The following is a 17,619-nucleotide window of genomic DNA, read 5'->3' as shown; positions in this document are numbered from 1 at the left end:
GAGGGCGCACCCCAGCAGTAAGATGCGCTCCGCATTCGGCGAGTAGCGCAGCTTGGTAGCGCAACTGGTTTGGGACCAGTGGGTCGGAGGTTCGAATCCTCTCTCGCCGACCACATTTAAAAAAGGGCTAACCGCAAGGTTGGCCCTTTTTGCATTATAGACTTATCCACGCCGACTCCCTAAAACGCTCCTTATCCCCGCATTACCCTGCCTGTTAACGATTTTGTGACATAATCCATTGTATTTTTTTATATATGGATTGATCTTTTTTCGCGTTGCTTATGGATAACCTCAGCATTTTCCGCTGTGCGTTTTAACGTTCGCGGCATTTACTGCTCAGATAATCACCATTCTGTAAGAAAATTTACGCGATCTGAATAAATGTTAATCACTGATTGTTGCGAAATATGAAGAGATTTGTGCTGCAAGATGGCGAGTAGCATAAATTTCCCTGCTGAAAATAGGTGACTAAAGTTTTTTTAATCTTTGTTTGCCGTTTCTCACCCTCAACGTAAATCCCCGTCACCTGTATTGACGTTTTCACATTCTGTTGACAGATTGTAGGGCACGAGGGGCATTTCAGGGAGGATCTGCGCTGCAACTCCGACGCTCTTCTGAAAGGAATCTCCATCCCTTATCACGCCTTCGGGCATCACCGACCGGACCGGGTAAAAAATAAATAAAGGTCAGGCGGCGTAACACAACAAAGCAAAACATCACATTGGAGCAGAATAATGAGTATTTCCTTGAAGAAGTCAGGGATGCTGAAGCTTGGTCTGAGCCTGGTCGCTCTCACCGTCGCGGCAAGCGTGCAGGCAAAAACCCTGGTTTACTGTTCTGAAGGCTCGCCGGAAGGCTTTAACCCACAGCTGTTCACCTCTGGTACAACCTACGACGCTAGCTCTGTACCAATCTATAACCGTCTGGTTGAATTCAAAATCGGTACCACGGAAGTTATTCCGGGTCTGGCTGAGAAGTGGGAAATCAGCGAAGACGGCAAAACCTATACCTTCCATTTACGCCAGGGCGTGAAGTGGCAGGACAATAAAGATTTCAAACCAACGCGTGAACTGACTGCGGATGACGTTGTGTTCTCCTTCGACCGTCAGAAAAACGCACAGAACCCGTACCATAAAGTTTCTGGCGGCAGCTACGAATACTTCGAAGGGATGGGTCTGCCGGACCTGATCACCGAAGTGAAAAAAGTGGACGACAAAACCGTTCAGTTCGTTCTGAGCCGTCCTGAAGCGCCATTCCTGGCTGACCTGGCTATGGACTTCGCCTCTATTCTGTCAAAAGAGTATGCGGACAACATGCTGAAAGCAGGCACCCCGGAAAAAGTGGATCTGAACCCAATCGGTACCGGTCCATTCCAGCTGCAGCAGTACCAGAAAGACTCCCGTATTCTGTACAAAGCATTCGAAGGTTACTGGGGTACCAAGCCGCAGATCGACCGTCTGGTCTTCTCCATCACGCCTGACGCGTCCGTGCGTTACGCGAAACTGCAGAAAAACGAGTGCCAGGTGATGCCGTACCCAAACCCGGCTGATATTGCTCGCATGAAGCAGGACAAAAAATATCAACCTGCTGGAGCAGGCAGGCCTGAACGTGGGTTACCTCTCCTTCAACACCGAGAAGAAACCGTTTGATGACGTGAAAGTGCGTCAGGCGCTGACTTACGCGGTTAACAAAGAAGCGATCATTAAAGCGGTTTACCAGGGTGCAGGTATTGCTGCCAAGAACCTGATCCCACCAACCATGTGGGGCTACAACGACGACGTTAAAGACTACACCTACGATCCTGAGAAAGCGAAAGCGCTGCTGAAAGAAGCGGGCCAGGATAAAGGCTTTACCGTTGAGCTGTGGGCAATGCCTGTTCAGCGTCCGTACAACCCGAACGCTCGCCGTATGGCTGAGATGGTTCAGGCTGACTGGGCTAAGGTAGGCGTTCAGGCCAAGATCGTCACTTACGAGTGGGGCGAGTATCTGAAGCGTGCTAAAGCTGGCGAACACCAGGCTGTGATGATGGGCTGGACCGGGGACAATGGGGATCCGGATAACTTCTTCGCTACCCTGTTCAGCTGTGCGGCTGCGAAAGATGGTTCTAACTACTCTCGCTGGTGCTACAAGCCGTTTGAAGATCTGATTCAGCCGGCGCGCGCAACGGACGACCACAACAAGCGTATTGAACTCTACAAACAGGCTCAGGTAGTGATGCATGACCAGGCTCCGGCGCTGATCGTGGCTCACTCCACCGTTTACGAGCCAGTGCGTAAAGAAGTTAAAGGCTATGTGGTTGATCCGCTGGGCAAACACCACTTCGAAAACGTCTCTGTTGAATAATTAAAAGCGTCAGGGGTGCATGAGCACCCCGTGCCGGCGGCGCTGTGCGAGCGCGGACCTACAGCGGTAGGCCGGGTCAGCGCAGCGCCATCCGGCAGCAGTGCTTTATTCCCTCTTCGCGGAGGGAATAAGATTTGTGAGCAATACAGACGTCACCGCCTGCGGGCAGTACGTCATTAGAGAGAATCCGGGATATGTTGCAGTTCATCCTCCGACGTCTGGGACTTGTCATCCCCACGTTTATCGGTATCACCCTTCTCACTTTTGCCTTCGTCCATATGATCCCCGGCGACCCGGTAATGATTATGGCGGGTGAGCGTGGTATCTCCCCTGAACGCCATGCGCAGCTGCTGGCCGAACTCGGCCTCGATAAGCCGATGTGGCAGCAGTATCTCCATTACATCTGGGGCGTACTGCACGGTGATTTAGGGATTTCGCTGAAAAGCCGTCTTCCGGTGTGGGACGAGTTTGTGCCGCGTTTTAAAGCGACGCTGGAACTCGGTATCTGCGCCATGATTTTTGCCGTTGCTGTTGGTATCCCCGTCGGTGTCCTGGCTGCCGTTAAACGCGGTTCAATCTTCGATCACACCGCGGTTGGCCTGGCGCTGACCGGTTACTCCATGCCTATCTTCTGGTGGGGCATGATGCTGATCATGCTGGTCTCCGTGCAACTCAACCTGACGCCGGTCTCCGGAAGGGTGAGCGACATGGTGTTCCTTGATGATTCCAACCCGCTTACCGGCTTTATGCTGATCGATACGGCCATTTGGGGCGAAGAGGGCAACTTCATTGATGCGCTGGCGCATATGATCCTGCCTGCGATGGTGCTCGGGACCATTCCTCTGGCGGTAATTGTACGTATGACGCGCTCGTCGATGCTGGAAGTGCTGGGGGAGGATTACATCCGTACCGCCCGCGCCAAAGGTCTGACCCGTATGCGCGTCATCATCGTCCATGCGTTGCGTAACGCGATGCTGCCTGTCGTGACGGTGATCGGCTTGCAGGTGGGGACATTGCTGGCCGGGGCGATTCTGACCGAAACCATCTTCTCCTGGCCGGGCCTGGGACGTTGGCTGATCGATGCGCTGCAACGCCGTGACTATCCGGTTGTGCAGGGCGGTGTACTGCTGGTGGCGACGATGATTATCCTCGTCAACCTGCTGGTCGATTTGCTGTACGGCGTGGTGAACCCGCGTATTCGTCATAAGAAGTAAGGGGCCATCATGTCACAAGTTACTCAAAATAAAGCTGTTGCTGCCCCGGTGCCAATGACGCCGATGCAGGAGTTCTGGCATTACTTCAAACGCAACAAAGGCGCCGTGGTCGGGCTGGTGTATGTCACCATCATGATCATTATCGCCGTGTTTGCGAACGTGCTGGCGCCGTATAACCCGGCGGATCAGTTCCGCGACGTGCTGCTGGCTCCGCCAGCCTGGCAGGATGGCGGGACCTTCGCCCATCTGCTCGGCACGGATGACGTGGGCCGCGATGTGTTATCGCGTCTGATGTACGGTGCGCGTCTGTCGCTGCTGGTAGGGTGCCTGGTGGTGGTACTGTCGCTGATCCTCGGGGTTATCCTCGGACTGGTTGCCGGCTATTTCGGTGGTCTGATCGACAACATCATTATGCGTGTGGTCGACATCATGCTGGCCCTGCCAAGCCTGCTGTTGGCGCTGGTCCTTGTGGCGGTGTTTGGGCCGTCGATAGGTAACGCGGCGCTGGCCCTGACGTTCGTGGCACTCCCTCACTACGTGCGATTAACACGTGCGGCGGTGCTGGTGGAAGTGAATCGCGATTATGTCACCGCTTCACGTGTGGCGGGCGCGGGCGCGCTGCGCCAGATGTTCGTCAATATTCTCCCGAACTGCCTTGCGCCGCTGATCGTTCAGGCGTCGCTCGGTTTCTCTAACGCCATTCTCGATATGGCTGCTCTTGGCTTCCTTGGCATGGGTGCGCAACCGCCAACACCGGAGTGGGGCACGATGCTCGCCGATGTGTTGCAGTTCGCGCAAAGCGCATGGTGGGTCGTGACCTTCCCGGGTCTGGCGATTCTGCTGACGGTGCTGGCATTTAACCTGATGGGTGATGGTCTGCGTGATGCACTTGATCCCAAACTGAAGCAGTAAGAGGCACGAGATGGCGTTATTAAATGTAGATAAATTATCGGTGCACTTCGGTGACGTGGGCTCCGAGTTTCGTGCCGTAGACCGTATCAGCTACAGCGTGAATCAGGGTGAAGTGGTTGGCATTGTGGGTGAGTCTGGCTCGGGTAAATCTGTCAGCTCACTGGCGATCATGGGGCTGATTGATTACCCGGGCCGCGTGATGGCGGAAAGCCTGGAGTTCAACGGCCAGGATCTGAAGCGCATCTCCGAGAAGCAGCGCCGCCAGCTGGTGGGCGCTGAAGTGGCGATGATCTTCCAGGACCCAATGACCAGTCTGAACCCGTGCTATACCGTCGGTTTCCAGATTATGGAAGCGATCAAAGTGCATCAGGGTGGGAATAAGAAAACCCGTCGCCAGCGCGCGATCGACCTGCTTACGCAGGTGGGGATTCCCGATCCGGCATCACGTCTGGATGTTTATCCGCACCAGCTGTCTGGTGGGATGAGCCAGCGCGTGATGATCGCTATGGCGATTGCCTGTCGACCGAAGCTGCTGATTGCAGATGAACCGACCACGGCGCTGGACGTGACTATTCAGGCGCAGATCATCGAGCTGCTGCTGGAACTGCAGCAGAAAGAGAACATGGCGCTGGTGCTGATTACCCACGATCTGGCGCTGGTGGCCGAAGCCGCCCACAAAATTATCGTGATGTATGCCGGACAAGTCGTGGAGGCCGGAAGCTCGCACGATATTTTCCGCGCGCCGCGTCATCCGTATACCCAGGCGCTGCTGCGTGCGCTGCCGGAGTTTGCTCAGGATAAAGCGCGTCTGGCGTCGTTGCCGGGCGTCGTCCCGGGTAAATATGACCGCCCGACGGGCTGTCTGTTGAATCCGCGCTGCCCGTATGCGACAGATAAGTGTCGTGCTGAAGAGCCAGAACTGAACACCCTCCCAGGTGGTCGTCAGTCTAAATGTCACTACCCACTTGATGATGCCGGGAGGCCAACACTATGAGTACGCAAGAGGCCGCCAAACAACAGCCGCTGTTGCAGGCCATCGATCTGAAAAAACACTATCCGGTGAAGAAGGGGATTTTCGCCCCCGAACGCCTGGTGAAAGCGCTGGATGGGGTGTCGTTCACCCTGGAACGCGGCAAAACGCTGGCTGTGGTCGGTGAATCGGGCTGTGGTAAATCCACGCTAGGTCGTCTGCTGACGATGATTGAAACCCCGACTGGCGGCGAGCTGTACTATCAGGGCCAGGATCTGCTAAAGCACGATCCGCAGGCACAGAAGCTGCGCCGTCAGAAAATCCAGATTGTGTTCCAGAACCCGTACGGTTCTCTGAACCCGCGTAAAAAAGTGGGACAGATTCTGGAAGAGCCGCTGCAGATTAACAGCGATCTCAACAAAGAGCAGCGCCGTGAAAAAGCGCTGGCGATGATGGCGAAAGTGGGTCTTAAAACCGAGCACTACGATCGCTATCCGCACATGTTCTCTGGCGGTCAGCGTCAGCGTATCGCTATCGCGCGTGGTCTGATGCTGGACCCGGACGTGGTGATTGCCGATGAACCGGTCTCTGCGCTCGACGTGTCCGTGCGTGCGCAGGTGCTGAACCTGATGATGGATTTGCAGCAGGATCTGGGGCTGTCGTATGTGTTTATCTCCCACGACCTGTCCGTAGTAGAGCACATTGCTGATGAAGTGATGGTGATGTATCTGGGGCGCTGCGTGGAGAAGGGGACCAAAGACCAGATCTTTAATAATCCTCGTCATCCGTATACGCAAGCGCTGCTGTCGGCCACACCGCGTCTGAATCCGGACGATCGCCGTGAGCGTATTAAGCTGACAGGCGAGCTGCCAAGCCCGCTGAATCCACCGCCGGGTTGTGCGTTCAACGCCCGCTGCCGTCGCCGCTTTGGTCCTTGTACTCAGTTGCAGCCGCAGTTGAAAGATTACGGTGGTCAACTGGTGGCCTGCTTTGCGGTCGATCAGGATGAAAACGGTGAGAAACCGCACGCATAATACGTAAACCAAAAAACCGGCGATTATCGCCGGTTTTTTTATGTCTGCTAATCCACTATTTGCGCAGGCGAATCTGGTCTACGGCGTGGTTTTCACTTTTCGTGAGGATCAGGCTCGCACGCTCGCGCGTCGGCAGGATGTTCTCTTTCAGGTTCACGTAGTTAATCTCATTCCAGAGCGATGTCGCTACGTTGACCGCTTCCTCTTCAGAAAGCTGGGCGTAATTATGGAAGTAAGAGTCAGGGTCGGTAAACGCCCCTTCACGGAACTTCAGGAAACGGTTGATATACCAGTTTTGCAGCAAATCTTCCGGCGCATCGACATATATAGAGAAGTCGACGAAGTCGGAGACAAACACATGATGCGGGTCGTGCGGGTAATCCATGCCGCTTTGCAGCACGTTCAGCCCTTCGAGGATCAGAATATCCGGTTGTGCCACCGTTTTATCGCCATCGGGGATGCGGTCGTATATCAGATGGGAATAGACCGGCGCCGTGACGTTTGGTGCGCCAGATTTCAGATCTGAAACGAATTTCACCAGGCGGTGCATATCGTATGAAAGAGGAAAGCCTTTCTTCTTCATCAGGCCGCGCTCTTTCAGCACCTCGTTCGGATGCAGGAAGCCGTCTGTGGTGATCAGCTCAACGCTACGGTGTTCAGGCCAGCGGCTCAACAGCGCTTGCAGAACACGTGCAGTGGTACTTTTACCGACCGCCACGCTGCCCGCGATGCTGATGATATAAGGAATACGCTGGCCGTTAGTGCCAAGGAACTGCTCCAGTACCGCCTGGCGACGCAGGTTGGAGCTTATATAGAAGTTAAGCAAGCGGGACAGTGGCAGATAGATCTCTGCAACCTCCTCCAGCGACAGGTCTTCGTTGATCCCCTTTAACCGCGCAATTTCCCCTTCCGTTAAGGTCATGGGGACGGAGTCACGCAGAGCGGCCCACTGGCTGCGGTTAAACTGAAGATAGGGTGTCATTAACGATTGCTCTTTTTTGCTCATAAGCGTGTTCAGTGAACCCTTTATCTGCGCGGCAACGCGTTCGTGGCGGCAGCGGTTCATCACTTAGTAGTTAAATTTGGACAATGGGCAGGAGGTTAACACCAGATGGCGGGAATAATAAGAAAAAATATAGACAAGTGATGCTTTACGCGGAGGGCATCACGATACGCTATAGGTGGGTTATTTGCGGTGCTTATGCTGAATATTTGAACGGCAATGAACGAAATATCAGCGTTTTTCCCTTCTGGCGCACAAAATCTGAGCGAAAGAACATTTTATGCAATTTTTTAGTTGCATGACTGCTCATGCCCCCATAGAATGCGCGCTACTTGATGCCGACTTAGCTCAGTAGGTAGAGCAACTGACTTGTAATCAGTAGGTCACCAGTTCGATTCCGGTAGTCGGCACCATCAAGTCCGGTGGGGTTCCCGAGCGGCCAAAGGGAGCAGACTGTAAATCTGCCGTCACAGACTTCGAAGGTTCGAATCCTTCCCCCACCACCACTTTCTGGCAGCGTTATCGCCGCCTGAGCTGGCTAAAACATTAATCAGCTCAAAACATAAAAAGAGAGAAATCTCTTTTTTGTTACAGAAAGAACTGGGTAGCCGAGTTTCAGGATGCGGGCATCGTATAATGGCTATTACCTCAGCCTTCCAAGCTGATGATGCGGGTTCGATTCCCGCTGCCCGCTCCAAGACGTGCTGATATGGCTCAGTTGGTAGAGCGCACCCTTGGTAAGGGTGAGGTCCCCAGTTCGACTCTGGGTATCAGCACCACTTCACTTCTCCTCCCTGTTTCTCTCTGTTAACCTTTAAAAAGCATTCAACAGTTCAGGCATATTGCCTGGTTGATGTGGTGATATCACCGATTTATCCGTGTCTTAGAGGGACAATCGATGTCTAAAGAAAAGTTTGAACGTACAAAACCGCACGTTAACGTCGGTACTATCGGCCACGTTGACCATGGTAAAACAACGCTGACCGCTGCAATCACTACCGTTCTGGCTAAAACCTACGGTGGTTCTGCTCGTGCATTCGATCAGATCGATAACGCACCAGAAGAAAAAGCTCGTGGTATCACCATCAACACTTCCCACGTTGAATATGACACCCCGACTCGCCACTACGCACACGTAGACTGCCCGGGCCACGCCGACTATGTTAAAAACATGATCACCGGTGCTGCTCAGATGGATGGCGCAATCCTGGTTGTTGCTGCGACTGACGGCCCTATGCCTCAGACTCGTGAGCACATCCTGCTGGGTCGTCAGGTTGGCGTTCCTTACATCATCGTGTTCCTGAACAAATGCGACATGGTTGATGACGAAGAGCTGCTGGAACTGGTTGAAATGGAAGTTCGTGAACTTCTGTCCCAGTACGACTTCCCAGGTGATGATACTCCAATCATCCGTGGTTCTGCTCTGAAAGCGCTGGAAGGCGAAGCAGAGTGGGAAGCTAAAATCGTTGAGCTGGCTGGCTTCCTGGATTCTTACATCCCAGAACCAGAGCGTGCGATTGACAAGCCGTTCCTGCTGCCTATCGAAGACGTATTCTCCATCTCCGGCCGTGGTACTGTTGTTACCGGTCGTGTAGAGCGCGGTATCGTTAAAGTTGGCGAAGAAGTTGAAATCGTTGGTATCAAAGAGACTGCTAAGTCTACCTGTACTGGCGTTGAAATGTTCCGCAAACTGCTGGACGAAGGCCGTGCTGGTGAGAACGTTGGTGTTCTGCTGCGTGGTATCAAACGTGAAGAAATCGAACGTGGTCAGGTACTGGCTAAGCCAGGCTCTATCAAGCCGCACACCAAATTCGAATCTGAAGTTTACATCCTGTCCAAAGATGAAGGCGGCCGTCATACTCCGTTCTTCAAAGGCTACCGTCCACAGTTCTACTTCCGTACAACTGACGTGACCGGTACCATCGAACTGCCAGAAGGCGTAGAGATGGTAATGCCAGGCGACAACATCAAAATGGTTGTTACCCTGATCCACCCAATCGCGATGGATGACGGTCTGCGTTTCGCAATCCGTGAAGGCGGCCGTACTGTTGGTGCAGGCGTTGTTGCTAAAGTTCTCGGCTAATCGCTGATAACATTTGACGCAATGCGCAATAAAAGGGCATCATTTGATGCCCTTTTTGCACGCTTTCGAACCAGAACCTGGCTCATCAGTGATTTTTTTTGTCATAATCATTGCTGAGACAGGCTCTGTAGAGGGCGTTTAGTCCGAAAAGCGATTGGTTTTTTCGGGTTGGATCGCCTCGCTCTCGCGGGGTGAAATTGTTTGTAGAATACTTCTGACAGGTTGGTTTATGAGTGCGAATACCGAAGCTCAAGGGAGCGGTCGCGGCCTGGAAGCGATGAAGTGGGTAGTTGTGGCCGTGCTGCTGATTGTGGCTATTGTTGGCAACTACCTCTATCGTGACATGATGCTGCCGTTGCGTGCGCTGGCCGTAGTAATTCTTATTGCTGCAGCGGGTGGTGTCGCGCTGTTGACGACAAAAGGTAAAGCGACCGTTGCTTTTGCCCGCGAAGCGCGAACCGAAGTTCGCAAGGTCATTTGGCCGACTCGCCAGGAAACATTGCACACCACGCTGATTGTGGCAGCAGTGACAGCAGTCATGTCACTGATTCTGTGGGGACTGGATGGTATTCTGGTTCGCCTGGTTTCCTTTATCACTGGCCTGAGGTTCTAAGATGTCTGAAGCCCCTAAAAAGCGCTGGTACGTCGTTCAGGCGTTCTCCGGTTTTGAAGGCCGCGTAGCCACTTCGCTGCGTGAGCATATCAAATTACACAATATGGAAGAGTTGTTTGGTGAAGTCATGGTTCCGACCGAAGAAGTGGTCGAGATCCGTGGTGGCCAGCGTCGCAAAAGCGAGCGCAAATTCTTCCCGGGTTACGTGCTGGTTCAGATGGTGATGAACGATGCAAGCTGGCACCTGGTGCGCAGCGTCCCGCGCGTAATGGGCTTTATCGGCGGCACGTCCGATCGTCCGGCGCCAATCAGCGACAAAGAAGTTGATGCGATTATGAACCGCCTGCAGCAGGTTGGTGATAAGCCGCGTCCGAAAACGCTGTTTGAACCGGGTGAAATGGTTCGTGTTAGCGACGGTCCGTTTGCTGACTTTAACGGCGTGGTTGAAGAAGTGGACTACGAGAAGTCCCGCCTGAAAGTTTCTGTTTCTATCTTCGGTCGTGCGACCCCGGTAGAACTGGACTTTGCCCAGGTAGAAAAAGCCTAAGCAGCCGATCAAAAAAGCGGCGATTTAATCGTTGCACAGGGCGCGAGATTGGAATACAATTTCGCGCCTTTTGTTTTTATGGGTTCCGACCCGTAAAACGATATTTATCACGGGGAGCCTCCTTGAGGCGCTATAACCCATTTAGAGGATTTTAGAATGGCTAAGAAAGTACAAGCCTATGTCAAGCTGCAGGTTGCAGCTGGTATGGCTAACCCAAGTCCACCAGTTGGTCCAGCTCTGGGCCAGCAGGGTGTTAACATCATGGAATTCTGTAAAGCGTTCAACGCAAAAACTGAATCCCTTGAAAAAGGTTTGCCAATTCCGGTTGTTATCACCGTATACGCTGACCGTTCTTTCACTTTCGTTACCAAGACCCCGCCGGCGGCAGTACTGCTGAAAAAAGCGGCTGGTATCAAGTCTGGTTCCGGTAAGCCGAACAAAGATAAAGTTGGTAAAATTTCCCGCGCTCAGCTGCAGGAAATCGCGCAGACCAAAGCTGCCGACATGACTGGTTCCGACATTGAAGCGATGACTCGCTCCATTGAAGGTACTGCACGTTCCATGGGCCTGGTAGTGGAGGACTAAGAAATGGCTAAACTGACCAAGCGCATGTCCGTGATCCGTGACAAAGTTGATGCGACCAAACAATACGACATCACCGAAGCTATCGCTCTGCTGAAAGAACTGGCTACCGCTAAGTTCGTTGAAAGCGTTGACGTTGCTGTAAACCTCGGTATCGACGCTCGTAAATCTGATCAGAACGTTCGTGGCGCAACTGTACTGCCACACGGTACTGGCCGTTCCGTACGCGTAGCTGTATTTGCTCAGGGTGCAAACGCTGAAGCTGCTAAAGCTGCTGGCGCTGAACTGGTAGGTATGGAAGATCTGGCTGATCAGATCAAAAAAGGCGAAATGAACTTTGACGTTGTTATTGCTTCCCCGGATGCAATGCGCGTTGTTGGCCAGCTGGGCCAGGTTCTGGGTCCACGCGGCCTGATGCCAAACCCTAAAGTTGGTACTGTAACTCCTAACGTTGCTGAAGCGGTTAAGAACGCTAAAGCGGGTCAGGTTCGTTATCGTAACGACAAAAACGGCATCATCCACACTACCATCGGTAAAGTGGACTTCGACGCTGACAAATTGAAAGAAAACCTGGAATCTCTGCTGGTTGCGCTGAAAAAAGCAAAACCAACTCAGGCGAAAGGCGTGTACATCAAGAAAATTAGCATCTCCACCACTATGGGTGCAGGTGTTGCAGTTGACCAGGCTGGCCTGAGCGCTGCTGCAAACTAATACCTTTACGTGGGCGGTGGATTTGTCTACAATCTTACCCCCACGTTTGCTAACGAAAGTTAGCAGGTAAAAAGATTTGTTCGTTGGAGCCTGGCCTAATCCAGGCCTCCGTCGAAGACCGCAGGTGTCTCGAAAGAGGCTTAATGCCCTGCGTAGACGGTGACAGAACGCTAAGATTATTTCTGATACTCTGGCTTGTTTCTGCTCACCGTATTAAGACGCTCTTTCCGTTGGGAAGAGTGAAGTGAGTTCCGGAACATGAGTTCCGGCAAACATCCAGGAGCAAAGCTAATGGCTTTAAATCTTCAAGACAAACAAGCGATTGTTGCTGAAGTCAGCGAAGTAGCCAAAGGCGCGCTGTCTGCAGTAGTTGCGGATTCCCGCGGCGTAACTGTAGACAAAATGACTGAACTGCGTAAAGCAGGTCGCGAAGCCGGCGTATACATGCGTGTTGTTCGTAACACCCTGCTGCGCCGTGTTGTTGAAGGTACTCAGTTTGAGTGCCTGAAAGACGCGTTCGTTGGTCCGACCCTGATTGCATATTCTATGGAACACCCGGGCGCAGCTGCTCGTCTGTTCAAAGATTTCGCGAAAGCGAATGCAAAATTTGAGGTCAAAGCCGCAGCCTTTGAAGGTGAGTTGATCCCGGCATCGCAAATCGATCGCCTGGCAACCCTGCCGACCTACGAAGAAGCAATTGCACGCCTGATGGCAACCATGAAAGAAGCTTCGGCTGGCAAACTGGTTCGCACTCTGGCTGCTGTTCGCGATGCAAAAGAAGCTGCTTAATAGCCGTTTTCTTTATCAAGCATTCGCTTACGTATAAACTTATTCTGATTTTCAGGAACAATTTAAATGTCTATCACTAAAGATCAAATCATTGAAGCAGTTGCAGCTATGTCCGTAATGGACGTTGTAGAACTGATTTCTGCAATGGAAGAAAAATTCGGTGTTTCCGCTGCTGCTGCTGTAGCTGTAGCTGCTGGCCCGGCTGAAGCTGCTGAAGAAAAAACTGAATTCGACGTAATTCTGAAAGCTGCTGGCGCTAACAAAGTTGCTGTAATCAAAGCAGTACGTAGCGCAACTGGCCTGGGTCTGAAAGAAGCTAAAGACCTGGTAGAATCTGCTCCAGCCGCTCTGAAAGAAGGCGTGAGCAAAGATGACGCAGAAGCACTGAAAAAATCTCTGGAAGAAGCTGGCGCTGAAGTTGAAGTTAAATAAGCCAACCCTTCCGGTTGCAGCCTGAGAAATTAGGCTGATGGCTGGTGACTTTTTAGTCACCAGCCTTTTTGCGCTGTAAGGCGCCAGCAGCATTTCACACTGTTTGACTGCTGGTTGTCCTGACAATGCTTGTTTCTATCGACGCCTTAATATACTGCGACAGGGTGCTCGCTCTGTGTAAATCGCAACGAAATGGTTTAAGCGTGATAGCAACAGGTATTGCGGAAAGTATTCAATTTTCCGATCAACAAAACGGTGTTGCACAAACTGTCCCTTCGTCGGACAGATGGGTCGACTTGTCAGCGAGCTGAGGAACCCTAATGGTTTACTCCTATACCGAGAAAAAACGTATTCGTAAGGATTTTGGTAAACGTCCACAAGTTCTGGATATACCTTATCTCCTTTCTATCCAGCTTGACTCGTTCCAGAAGTTTATCGAGCAAGATCCTGAAGGGCAGTATGGTCTGGAAGCAGCCTTCCGTTCCGTATTCCCAATCAAAAGCTATAGCGGTAATTCTGAGCTGCAATACGTCAGCTACCGCCTTGGCGAACCGGTATTTGACGTTCAGGAATGTCAGATCCGTGGTGTGACCTATTCCGCACCGCTGCGCGTCAAACTGCGTCTGGTTGTCTATGAGCGCGAAGCGCCAGAAGGCACCGTTAAAGACATTAAAGAACAAGAAGTCTACATGGGTGAAATTCCACTCATGACGGACAACGGTACTTTTGTCATCAACGGCACAGAGCGTGTTATCGTTTCCCAGCTGCATCGTAGCCCGGGTGTCTTCTTCGACAGCGATAAAGGTAAAACACACTCTTCCGGTAAAGTACTGTATAACGCGCGCATCATTCCTTACCGTGGTTCATGGCTGGACTTCGAGTTCGATCCGAAAGACAACCTGTTTGTCCGTATCGACCGTCGTCGTAAACTGCCAGCGACCATCATTCTGCGTGCGTTGAGCTATACCACTGAGCAGATCCTTGACCTGTTCTTCGAGAAAGTGATCTTTGAGATCCGCGACAACAAGCTGCAAATGGAGCTGCTGCCGGAACGTCTGCGTGGCGAAACCGCGTCGTTCGACATCGAATCCGACGGCAAAGTGTACGTGGAAAAAGGTCGCCGTATCACTGCGCGCCATATCCGCCAGCTGGAAAAAGATGAAATCAAACACATCGAAGTTCCGGTTGAATACATCGCGGGCAAAGTGGCAGCAAAAGATTACGTTGATGCTTCAACTGGCGAACTGATCTGCCCGGCTAACATGGAGCTGAGCCTGGATCTGTTGGCTAAGCTGAGCCAGTCTGGTCACAAACGTATCGAAACGCTGTTCACCAACGATCTGGATCACGGTCCGTACATCTCTGAGACTGTACGCGTCGACCCAACTAACGATCGTCTGAGCGCGCTGGTAGAAATCTACCGTATGATGCGCCCTGGTGAGCCACCAACGCGTGAAGCGGCTGAAAGCCTGTTTGAGAACCTGTTCTTCTCCGAAGACCGCTACGATCTGTCCGCGGTTGGTCGTATGAAGTTCAACCGTTCTTTGCTGCGTGACGCGATCGAAGGTTCCGGTATCCTGAGCAAAGAAGACATCATCGAAGTGATGAAAAAGCTCATTGATATCCGTAACGGCAAAGGCGAAGTGGATGATATCGACCACCTCGGCAACCGTCGTATCCGTTCCGTAGGCGAAATGGCGGAAAACCAATTCCGTGTTGGCCTGGTACGTGTTGAGCGTGCGGTGAAAGAGCGTCTGTCTCTGGGCGATCTGGATACCCTGATGCCTCAGGATATGATCAACGCCAAGCCAATTTCTGCCGCAGTGAAAGAGTTCTTTGGTTCCAGCCAGCTGTCTCAGTTCATGGACCAGAACAACCCACTGTCTGAGATTACGCACAAACGTCGTATCTCTGCACTCGGCCCAGGCGGTCTGACCCGTGAACGTGCAGGCTTTGAAGTTCGAGACGTACACCCGACTCACTACGGTCGCGTATGTCCAATCGAAACGCCTGAAGGTCCAAACATCGGTCTGATCAACTCCCTGTCCGTGTACGCACAGACTAACGAATACGGTTTCCTCGAGACTCCGTACCGTAAAGTGACTGACGGTGTTGTAACCGACGAAATTCATTACCTGTCTGCTATCGAAGAAGGTAACTACGTCATCGCTCAGGCGAACACCAACCTGGACGAAGAAGGTCGTTTCGTTGACGATCTCGTTACCTGCCGTAGCAAAGGCGAATCCAGCCTGTTCAGCAATGATCAGGTGGACTACATGGACGTTTCCACGCAGCAGATCGTTTCTGTTGGTGCGTCCCTGATTCCATTCCTGGAACACGATGACGCCAACCGTGCATTGATGGGTGCAAACATGCAACGTCAGGCGGTTCCGACTCTGCGCGCTGATAAGCCGCTGGTTGGTACCGGTATGGAACGTGCTGTTGCCGTTGACTCCGGTGTAACCGCAGTTGCTAAACGTGGCGGTACTGTTCAGTACGTTGATGCTTCCCGTATCGTTATCAAAGTTAACGAAGACGAGATGTATCCGGGCGAAGCAGGCATCGACATCTATAACCTGACGAAGTACACCCGTTCTAACCAGAACACCTGCATCAACCAGATGCCGTGTGTCTCTCTGGGTGAGCCGGTTGAGCGCGGCGACGTGCTGGCAGATGGTCCGTCTACCGATCTCGGTGAACTGGCGCTCGGTCAGAACATGCGCGTAGCGTTCATGCCGTGGAACGGTTACAACTTCGAAGACTCCATCCTCGTGTCCGAGCGTGTGGTTCAGGAAGATCGTTTCACCACGATTCACATTCAGGAACTGGCATGTGTGTCCCGTGACACCAAGCTGGGGCCAGAAGAGATCACTGCTGATATCCCGAACGTGGGTGAAGCTGCGCTCTCTAAACTTGATGAATCCGGTATCGTTTACATCGGTGCAGAAGTGACCGGCGGCGACATTCTGGTTGGTAAGGTAACGCCGAAAGGTGAAACCCAGCTGACGCCAGAAGAGAAACTGCTGCGTGCCATCTTCGGTGAGAAAGCGTCTGACGTTAAAGACTCTTCTCTGCGTGTACCAAACGGTGTTTCCGGTACGGTTATCGACGTTCAGGTCTTTACTCGCGATGGCGTAGAAAAAGACAAACGTGCGCTGGAAATCGAAGAGATGCAGCTGAAGCAGGCGAAAAAAGACCTGTCTGAAGAACTGCAGATCCTCGAAGCTGGCCTGTTTAGTCGTATCTATGCTGCGCTGGTCTCCGGTGGCATCGAAGCTGAGAAGCTCGACAAACTGCCTCGCGACCGCTGGCTGGAACTGGGCCTGGCCGACGAAGAGAAACAAAGTCAGCTGGAACAACTGGCTGAGCAGTATGACGAACTGAAACACGAGTTCGAGAAGAAACTCGAAGCGAAACGCCGCAAAATCACTCAGGGCGACGATCTGGCACCAGGCGTGCTGAAGATTGTTAAGGTTTATCTGGCCGTTAAACGTCAGATTCAGCCTGGTGATAAAATGGCAGGTCGTCACGGTAACAAAGGTGTTATCTCCAAGATCAACCCGATCGAAGATATGCCTCACGATGCTAACGGTACGCCGGTAGATATCGTGCTGAACCCACTGGGTGTACCGTCTCGTATGAACATTGGTCAGATCCTCGAAACTCACCTGGGTATGGCTGCGAAAGGTATCGGCGAGAAAATCAACGCTATGCTGAAGCAGCAGGAAGAAGTCGCGAAACTGCGCGAATTCATCCAGCGTGCGTACGATCTGGGCACTGATGTTCGTCAGAAAGTTGACCTGAACACCTTCAGCGATGACGAAGTTCTGCGTCTGGCTGAGAACCTGAAAAAAGGCATGCCGATCGCAACACCGGTCTTCGATGGTGCGAAAGAGTCTGAAATCAAGGAACTGTTACAGCTGGGTGGCCTGCCGACTTCCGGTCAGATCACACTGTTCGACGGTCGTACCGGTGAGCAATTCGAGCGCCAGGTTACCGTTGGCTACATGTACATGCTGAAACTGAACCACCTGGTTGATGACAAGATGCATGCGCGTTCTACCGGTTCTTACAGCCTGGTTACTCAGCAGCCGCTGGGTGGTAAGGCACAGTTCGGTGGTCAGCGCTTCGGTGAGATGGAAGTGTGGGCGCTTGAAGCATATGGCGCGGCATACACCCTGCAGGAAATGCTTACCGTTAAGTCTGATGACGTGAACGGCCGTACGAAGATGTATAAAAACATCGTCGACGGTAACCATCAGATGGAACCGGGCATGCCGGAATCCTTCAACGTACTGTTGAAAGAGATCCGTTCCCTGGGTATCAACATCGAGCTGGAAGACGAGTAACTCTCGCTCAAACAGGTCACTGGTGCCGGATTAATAA

Annotated in this window: 13 protein-coding genes, 5 tRNA genes and 1 pseudogene; 18 read left to right on the top strand and 1 reads right to left on the bottom strand. The window is 52.4% G+C overall.

From position 1 onward, the window contains the following. The first annotated feature begins 36 nt into the window (after window positions 1–36). The 6 genes and pseudogenes from OVA10_RS05045 (at window position 37) to dppF (ending at window position 6,473) form a co-directional block, all read left to right on the top strand. Window positions 37–113: transfer RNA gene (locus OVA10_RS05045), tRNA-Pro, on the top strand. 621 nt (window positions 114–734) lie between these two features. Next, a pseudogene (gene dppA, locus OVA10_RS05040) lies at window positions 735–2,343 on the top strand (dipeptide ABC transporter periplasmic-binding protein DppA). 194 nt (window positions 2,344–2,537) lie between these two features. Further along, entirely contained in the window at window positions 2,538–3,557 is a 1,020-nt protein-coding gene (dppB, locus tag OVA10_RS05035; protein ID WP_100778115.1) for a dipeptide ABC transporter permease DppB, read from the top strand. A gap of 9 nt (window positions 3,558–3,566) precedes the next feature. Continuing rightward, on the top strand, window positions 3,567–4,469 hold the full coding sequence (gene dppC / locus OVA10_RS05030) for a dipeptide ABC transporter permease DppC (RefSeq protein WP_100778114.1): 903 nt from the start codon (window positions 3,567–3,569) through the stop codon (window positions 4,467–4,469). Window positions 4,470–4,479: 10 nt separating this feature from the next. Further along, window positions 4,480–5,463, top strand: coding sequence for a dipeptide ABC transporter ATP-binding protein (gene dppD / locus OVA10_RS05025; RefSeq protein ID WP_100778113.1), 984 nt, complete (start codon window positions 4,480–4,482; stop codon window positions 5,461–5,463). Further along, complete coding sequence (gene dppF, locus OVA10_RS05020; RefSeq protein WP_100778112.1) at window positions 5,460–6,473, top strand: dipeptide ABC transporter ATP-binding subunit DppF; 1,014 nt, start codon at window positions 5,460–5,462, stop codon at window positions 6,471–6,473. Before dppD ends, dppF begins: the two co-directional genes overlap by 4 nt. 55 nt (window positions 6,474–6,528) lie before the next feature. Here the strand turns inward: dppF and coaA are convergent, their stop codons facing one another. Beyond that, entirely contained in the window at window positions 6,529–7,479 is a 951-nt protein-coding gene (coaA, locus tag OVA10_RS05015) for a type I pantothenate kinase (protein WP_100778111.1), read from the bottom strand. Between the two features lie 334 nt (window positions 7,480–7,813). Between coaA and OVA10_RS05010 the strand changes: the two genes are divergently transcribed. The 12 genes from OVA10_RS05010 to rpoB all read left to right on the top strand — a co-directional run bounded on the left by OVA10_RS05010 (window position 7,814) and on the right by rpoB (window position 17,582). Then, a tRNA-Thr gene (locus OVA10_RS05010) sits at window positions 7,814–7,889 on the top strand. Between the two features lie 8 nt (window positions 7,890–7,897). Then, window positions 7,898–7,982 (top strand) — tRNA-Tyr (locus OVA10_RS05005). Window positions 7,983–8,098: 116 nt separating this feature from the next. Then, window positions 8,099–8,173 (top strand) — tRNA-Gly (locus tag OVA10_RS05000). 6 nt (window positions 8,174–8,179) lie between these two features. Next, a tRNA-Thr gene (locus tag OVA10_RS04995) sits at window positions 8,180–8,255 on the top strand. Between the two features lie 119 nt (window positions 8,256–8,374). After that, window positions 8,375–9,559 (top strand): elongation factor Tu, encoded by a 1,185-nt coding sequence (gene tuf, locus OVA10_RS04990; protein WP_100778110.1) that lies wholly within the window; start codon window positions 8,375–8,377, stop codon window positions 9,557–9,559. 229 nt (window positions 9,560–9,788) lie between these two features. Further along, a complete protein-coding gene (gene secE / locus OVA10_RS04985; RefSeq protein WP_003862342.1) occupies window positions 9,789–10,172 on the top strand; it encodes a preprotein translocase subunit SecE in 384 nt (127 codons plus the stop codon). 1 nt (window position 10,173) lies between these two features. Beyond that, entirely contained in the window at window positions 10,174–10,719 is a 546-nt protein-coding gene (nusG, locus tag OVA10_RS04980; protein WP_002438628.1) for a transcription termination/antitermination protein NusG, read from the top strand. Window positions 10,720–10,875: 156 nt separating this feature from the next. Then, window positions 10,876–11,304 carry a 50S ribosomal protein L11 gene (rplK, locus tag OVA10_RS04975; protein ID WP_004097640.1) on the top strand — a complete coding sequence of 143 codons (429 nt, stop codon included), beginning with the start codon at window positions 10,876–10,878 and terminating at the stop codon, window positions 11,302–11,304. A gap of 3 nt (window positions 11,305–11,307) precedes the next feature. Further along, a complete protein-coding gene (gene rplA / locus OVA10_RS04970) occupies window positions 11,308–12,012 on the top strand; it encodes a 50S ribosomal protein L1 (protein WP_100778109.1) in 705 nt (234 codons plus the stop codon). 291 nt (window positions 12,013–12,303) lie between these two features. Beyond that, window positions 12,304–12,801, top strand: a complete 498-nt coding sequence (rplJ, locus tag OVA10_RS04965; RefSeq protein WP_007704673.1) for a 50S ribosomal protein L10 — start codon at window positions 12,304–12,306, stop codon at window positions 12,799–12,801. 66 nt (window positions 12,802–12,867) lie between these two features. Continuing rightward, complete coding sequence (gene rplL / locus OVA10_RS04960; protein WP_095280280.1) at window positions 12,868–13,233, top strand: 50S ribosomal protein L7/L12; 366 nt, start codon at window positions 12,868–12,870, stop codon at window positions 13,231–13,233. Window positions 13,234–13,553: 320 nt separating this feature from the next. Further along, window positions 13,554–17,582, top strand: a complete 4,029-nt coding sequence (gene rpoB, locus OVA10_RS04955; RefSeq protein WP_102105780.1) for a DNA-directed RNA polymerase subunit beta — start codon at window positions 13,554–13,556, stop codon at window positions 17,580–17,582. The last annotated feature ends 37 nt before the right edge of the window (window positions 17,583–17,619 follow it).

This window comes from Lelliottia sp. SL45 (genome assembly GCF_026672535.1).
Classification (GTDB): Bacteria; Pseudomonadota; Gammaproteobacteria; order Enterobacterales; family Enterobacteriaceae; genus Enterobacter; species Enterobacter nimipressuralis.
The sequence above is the reverse complement of the archived record's forward strand: the minus strand, read 5'-3'. Positions and strand labels throughout refer to the sequence as shown.

What these genes read in the sequence shown, in the direction of transcription:
- rplK (WP_004097640.1), top strand. Translation starts at nt 10,876, where the DNA reads ATGGCTAAGAAAGTACAAGCCTATGTCAAGCTGCAGGTTGCAGCTGGT.
- dppF (WP_100778112.1), top strand. Translation starts at nt 5,460, where the DNA reads ATGAGTACGCAAGAGGCCGCCAAACAACAGCCGCTGTTGCAGGCCATC.
- rplJ (WP_007704673.1), top strand. Translation starts at nt 12,304, where the DNA reads ATGGCTTTAAATCTTCAAGACAAACAAGCGATTGTTGCTGAAGTCAGC.
- rpoB (WP_102105780.1), top strand. Translation starts at nt 13,554, where the DNA reads ATGGTTTACTCCTATACCGAGAAAAAACGTATTCGTAAGGATTTTGGT.
- dppC (WP_100778114.1), top strand. Translation starts at nt 3,567, where the DNA reads ATGTCACAAGTTACTCAAAATAAAGCTGTTGCTGCCCCGGTGCCAATG.
- rplL (WP_095280280.1), top strand. Translation starts at nt 12,868, where the DNA reads ATGTCTATCACTAAAGATCAAATCATTGAAGCAGTTGCAGCTATGTCC.
- secE (WP_003862342.1), top strand. Translation starts at nt 9,789, where the DNA reads ATGAGTGCGAATACCGAAGCTCAAGGGAGCGGTCGCGGCCTGGAAGCG.
- rplA (WP_100778109.1), top strand. Translation starts at nt 11,308, where the DNA reads ATGGCTAAACTGACCAAGCGCATGTCCGTGATCCGTGACAAAGTTGAT.
- tuf (WP_100778110.1), top strand. Translation starts at nt 8,375, where the DNA reads ATGTCTAAAGAAAAGTTTGAACGTACAAAACCGCACGTTAACGTCGGT.
- coaA (WP_100778111.1), bottom strand. Translation starts at nt 7,479, where the DNA reads ATGAGCAAAAAAGAGCAATCGTTAATGACACCCTATCTTCAGTTTAAC.
- nusG (WP_002438628.1), top strand. Translation starts at nt 10,174, where the DNA reads ATGTCTGAAGCCCCTAAAAAGCGCTGGTACGTCGTTCAGGCGTTCTCC.
- dppB (WP_100778115.1), top strand. Translation starts at nt 2,538, where the DNA reads ATGTTGCAGTTCATCCTCCGACGTCTGGGACTTGTCATCCCCACGTTT.
- dppD (WP_100778113.1), top strand. Translation starts at nt 4,480, where the DNA reads ATGGCGTTATTAAATGTAGATAAATTATCGGTGCACTTCGGTGACGTG.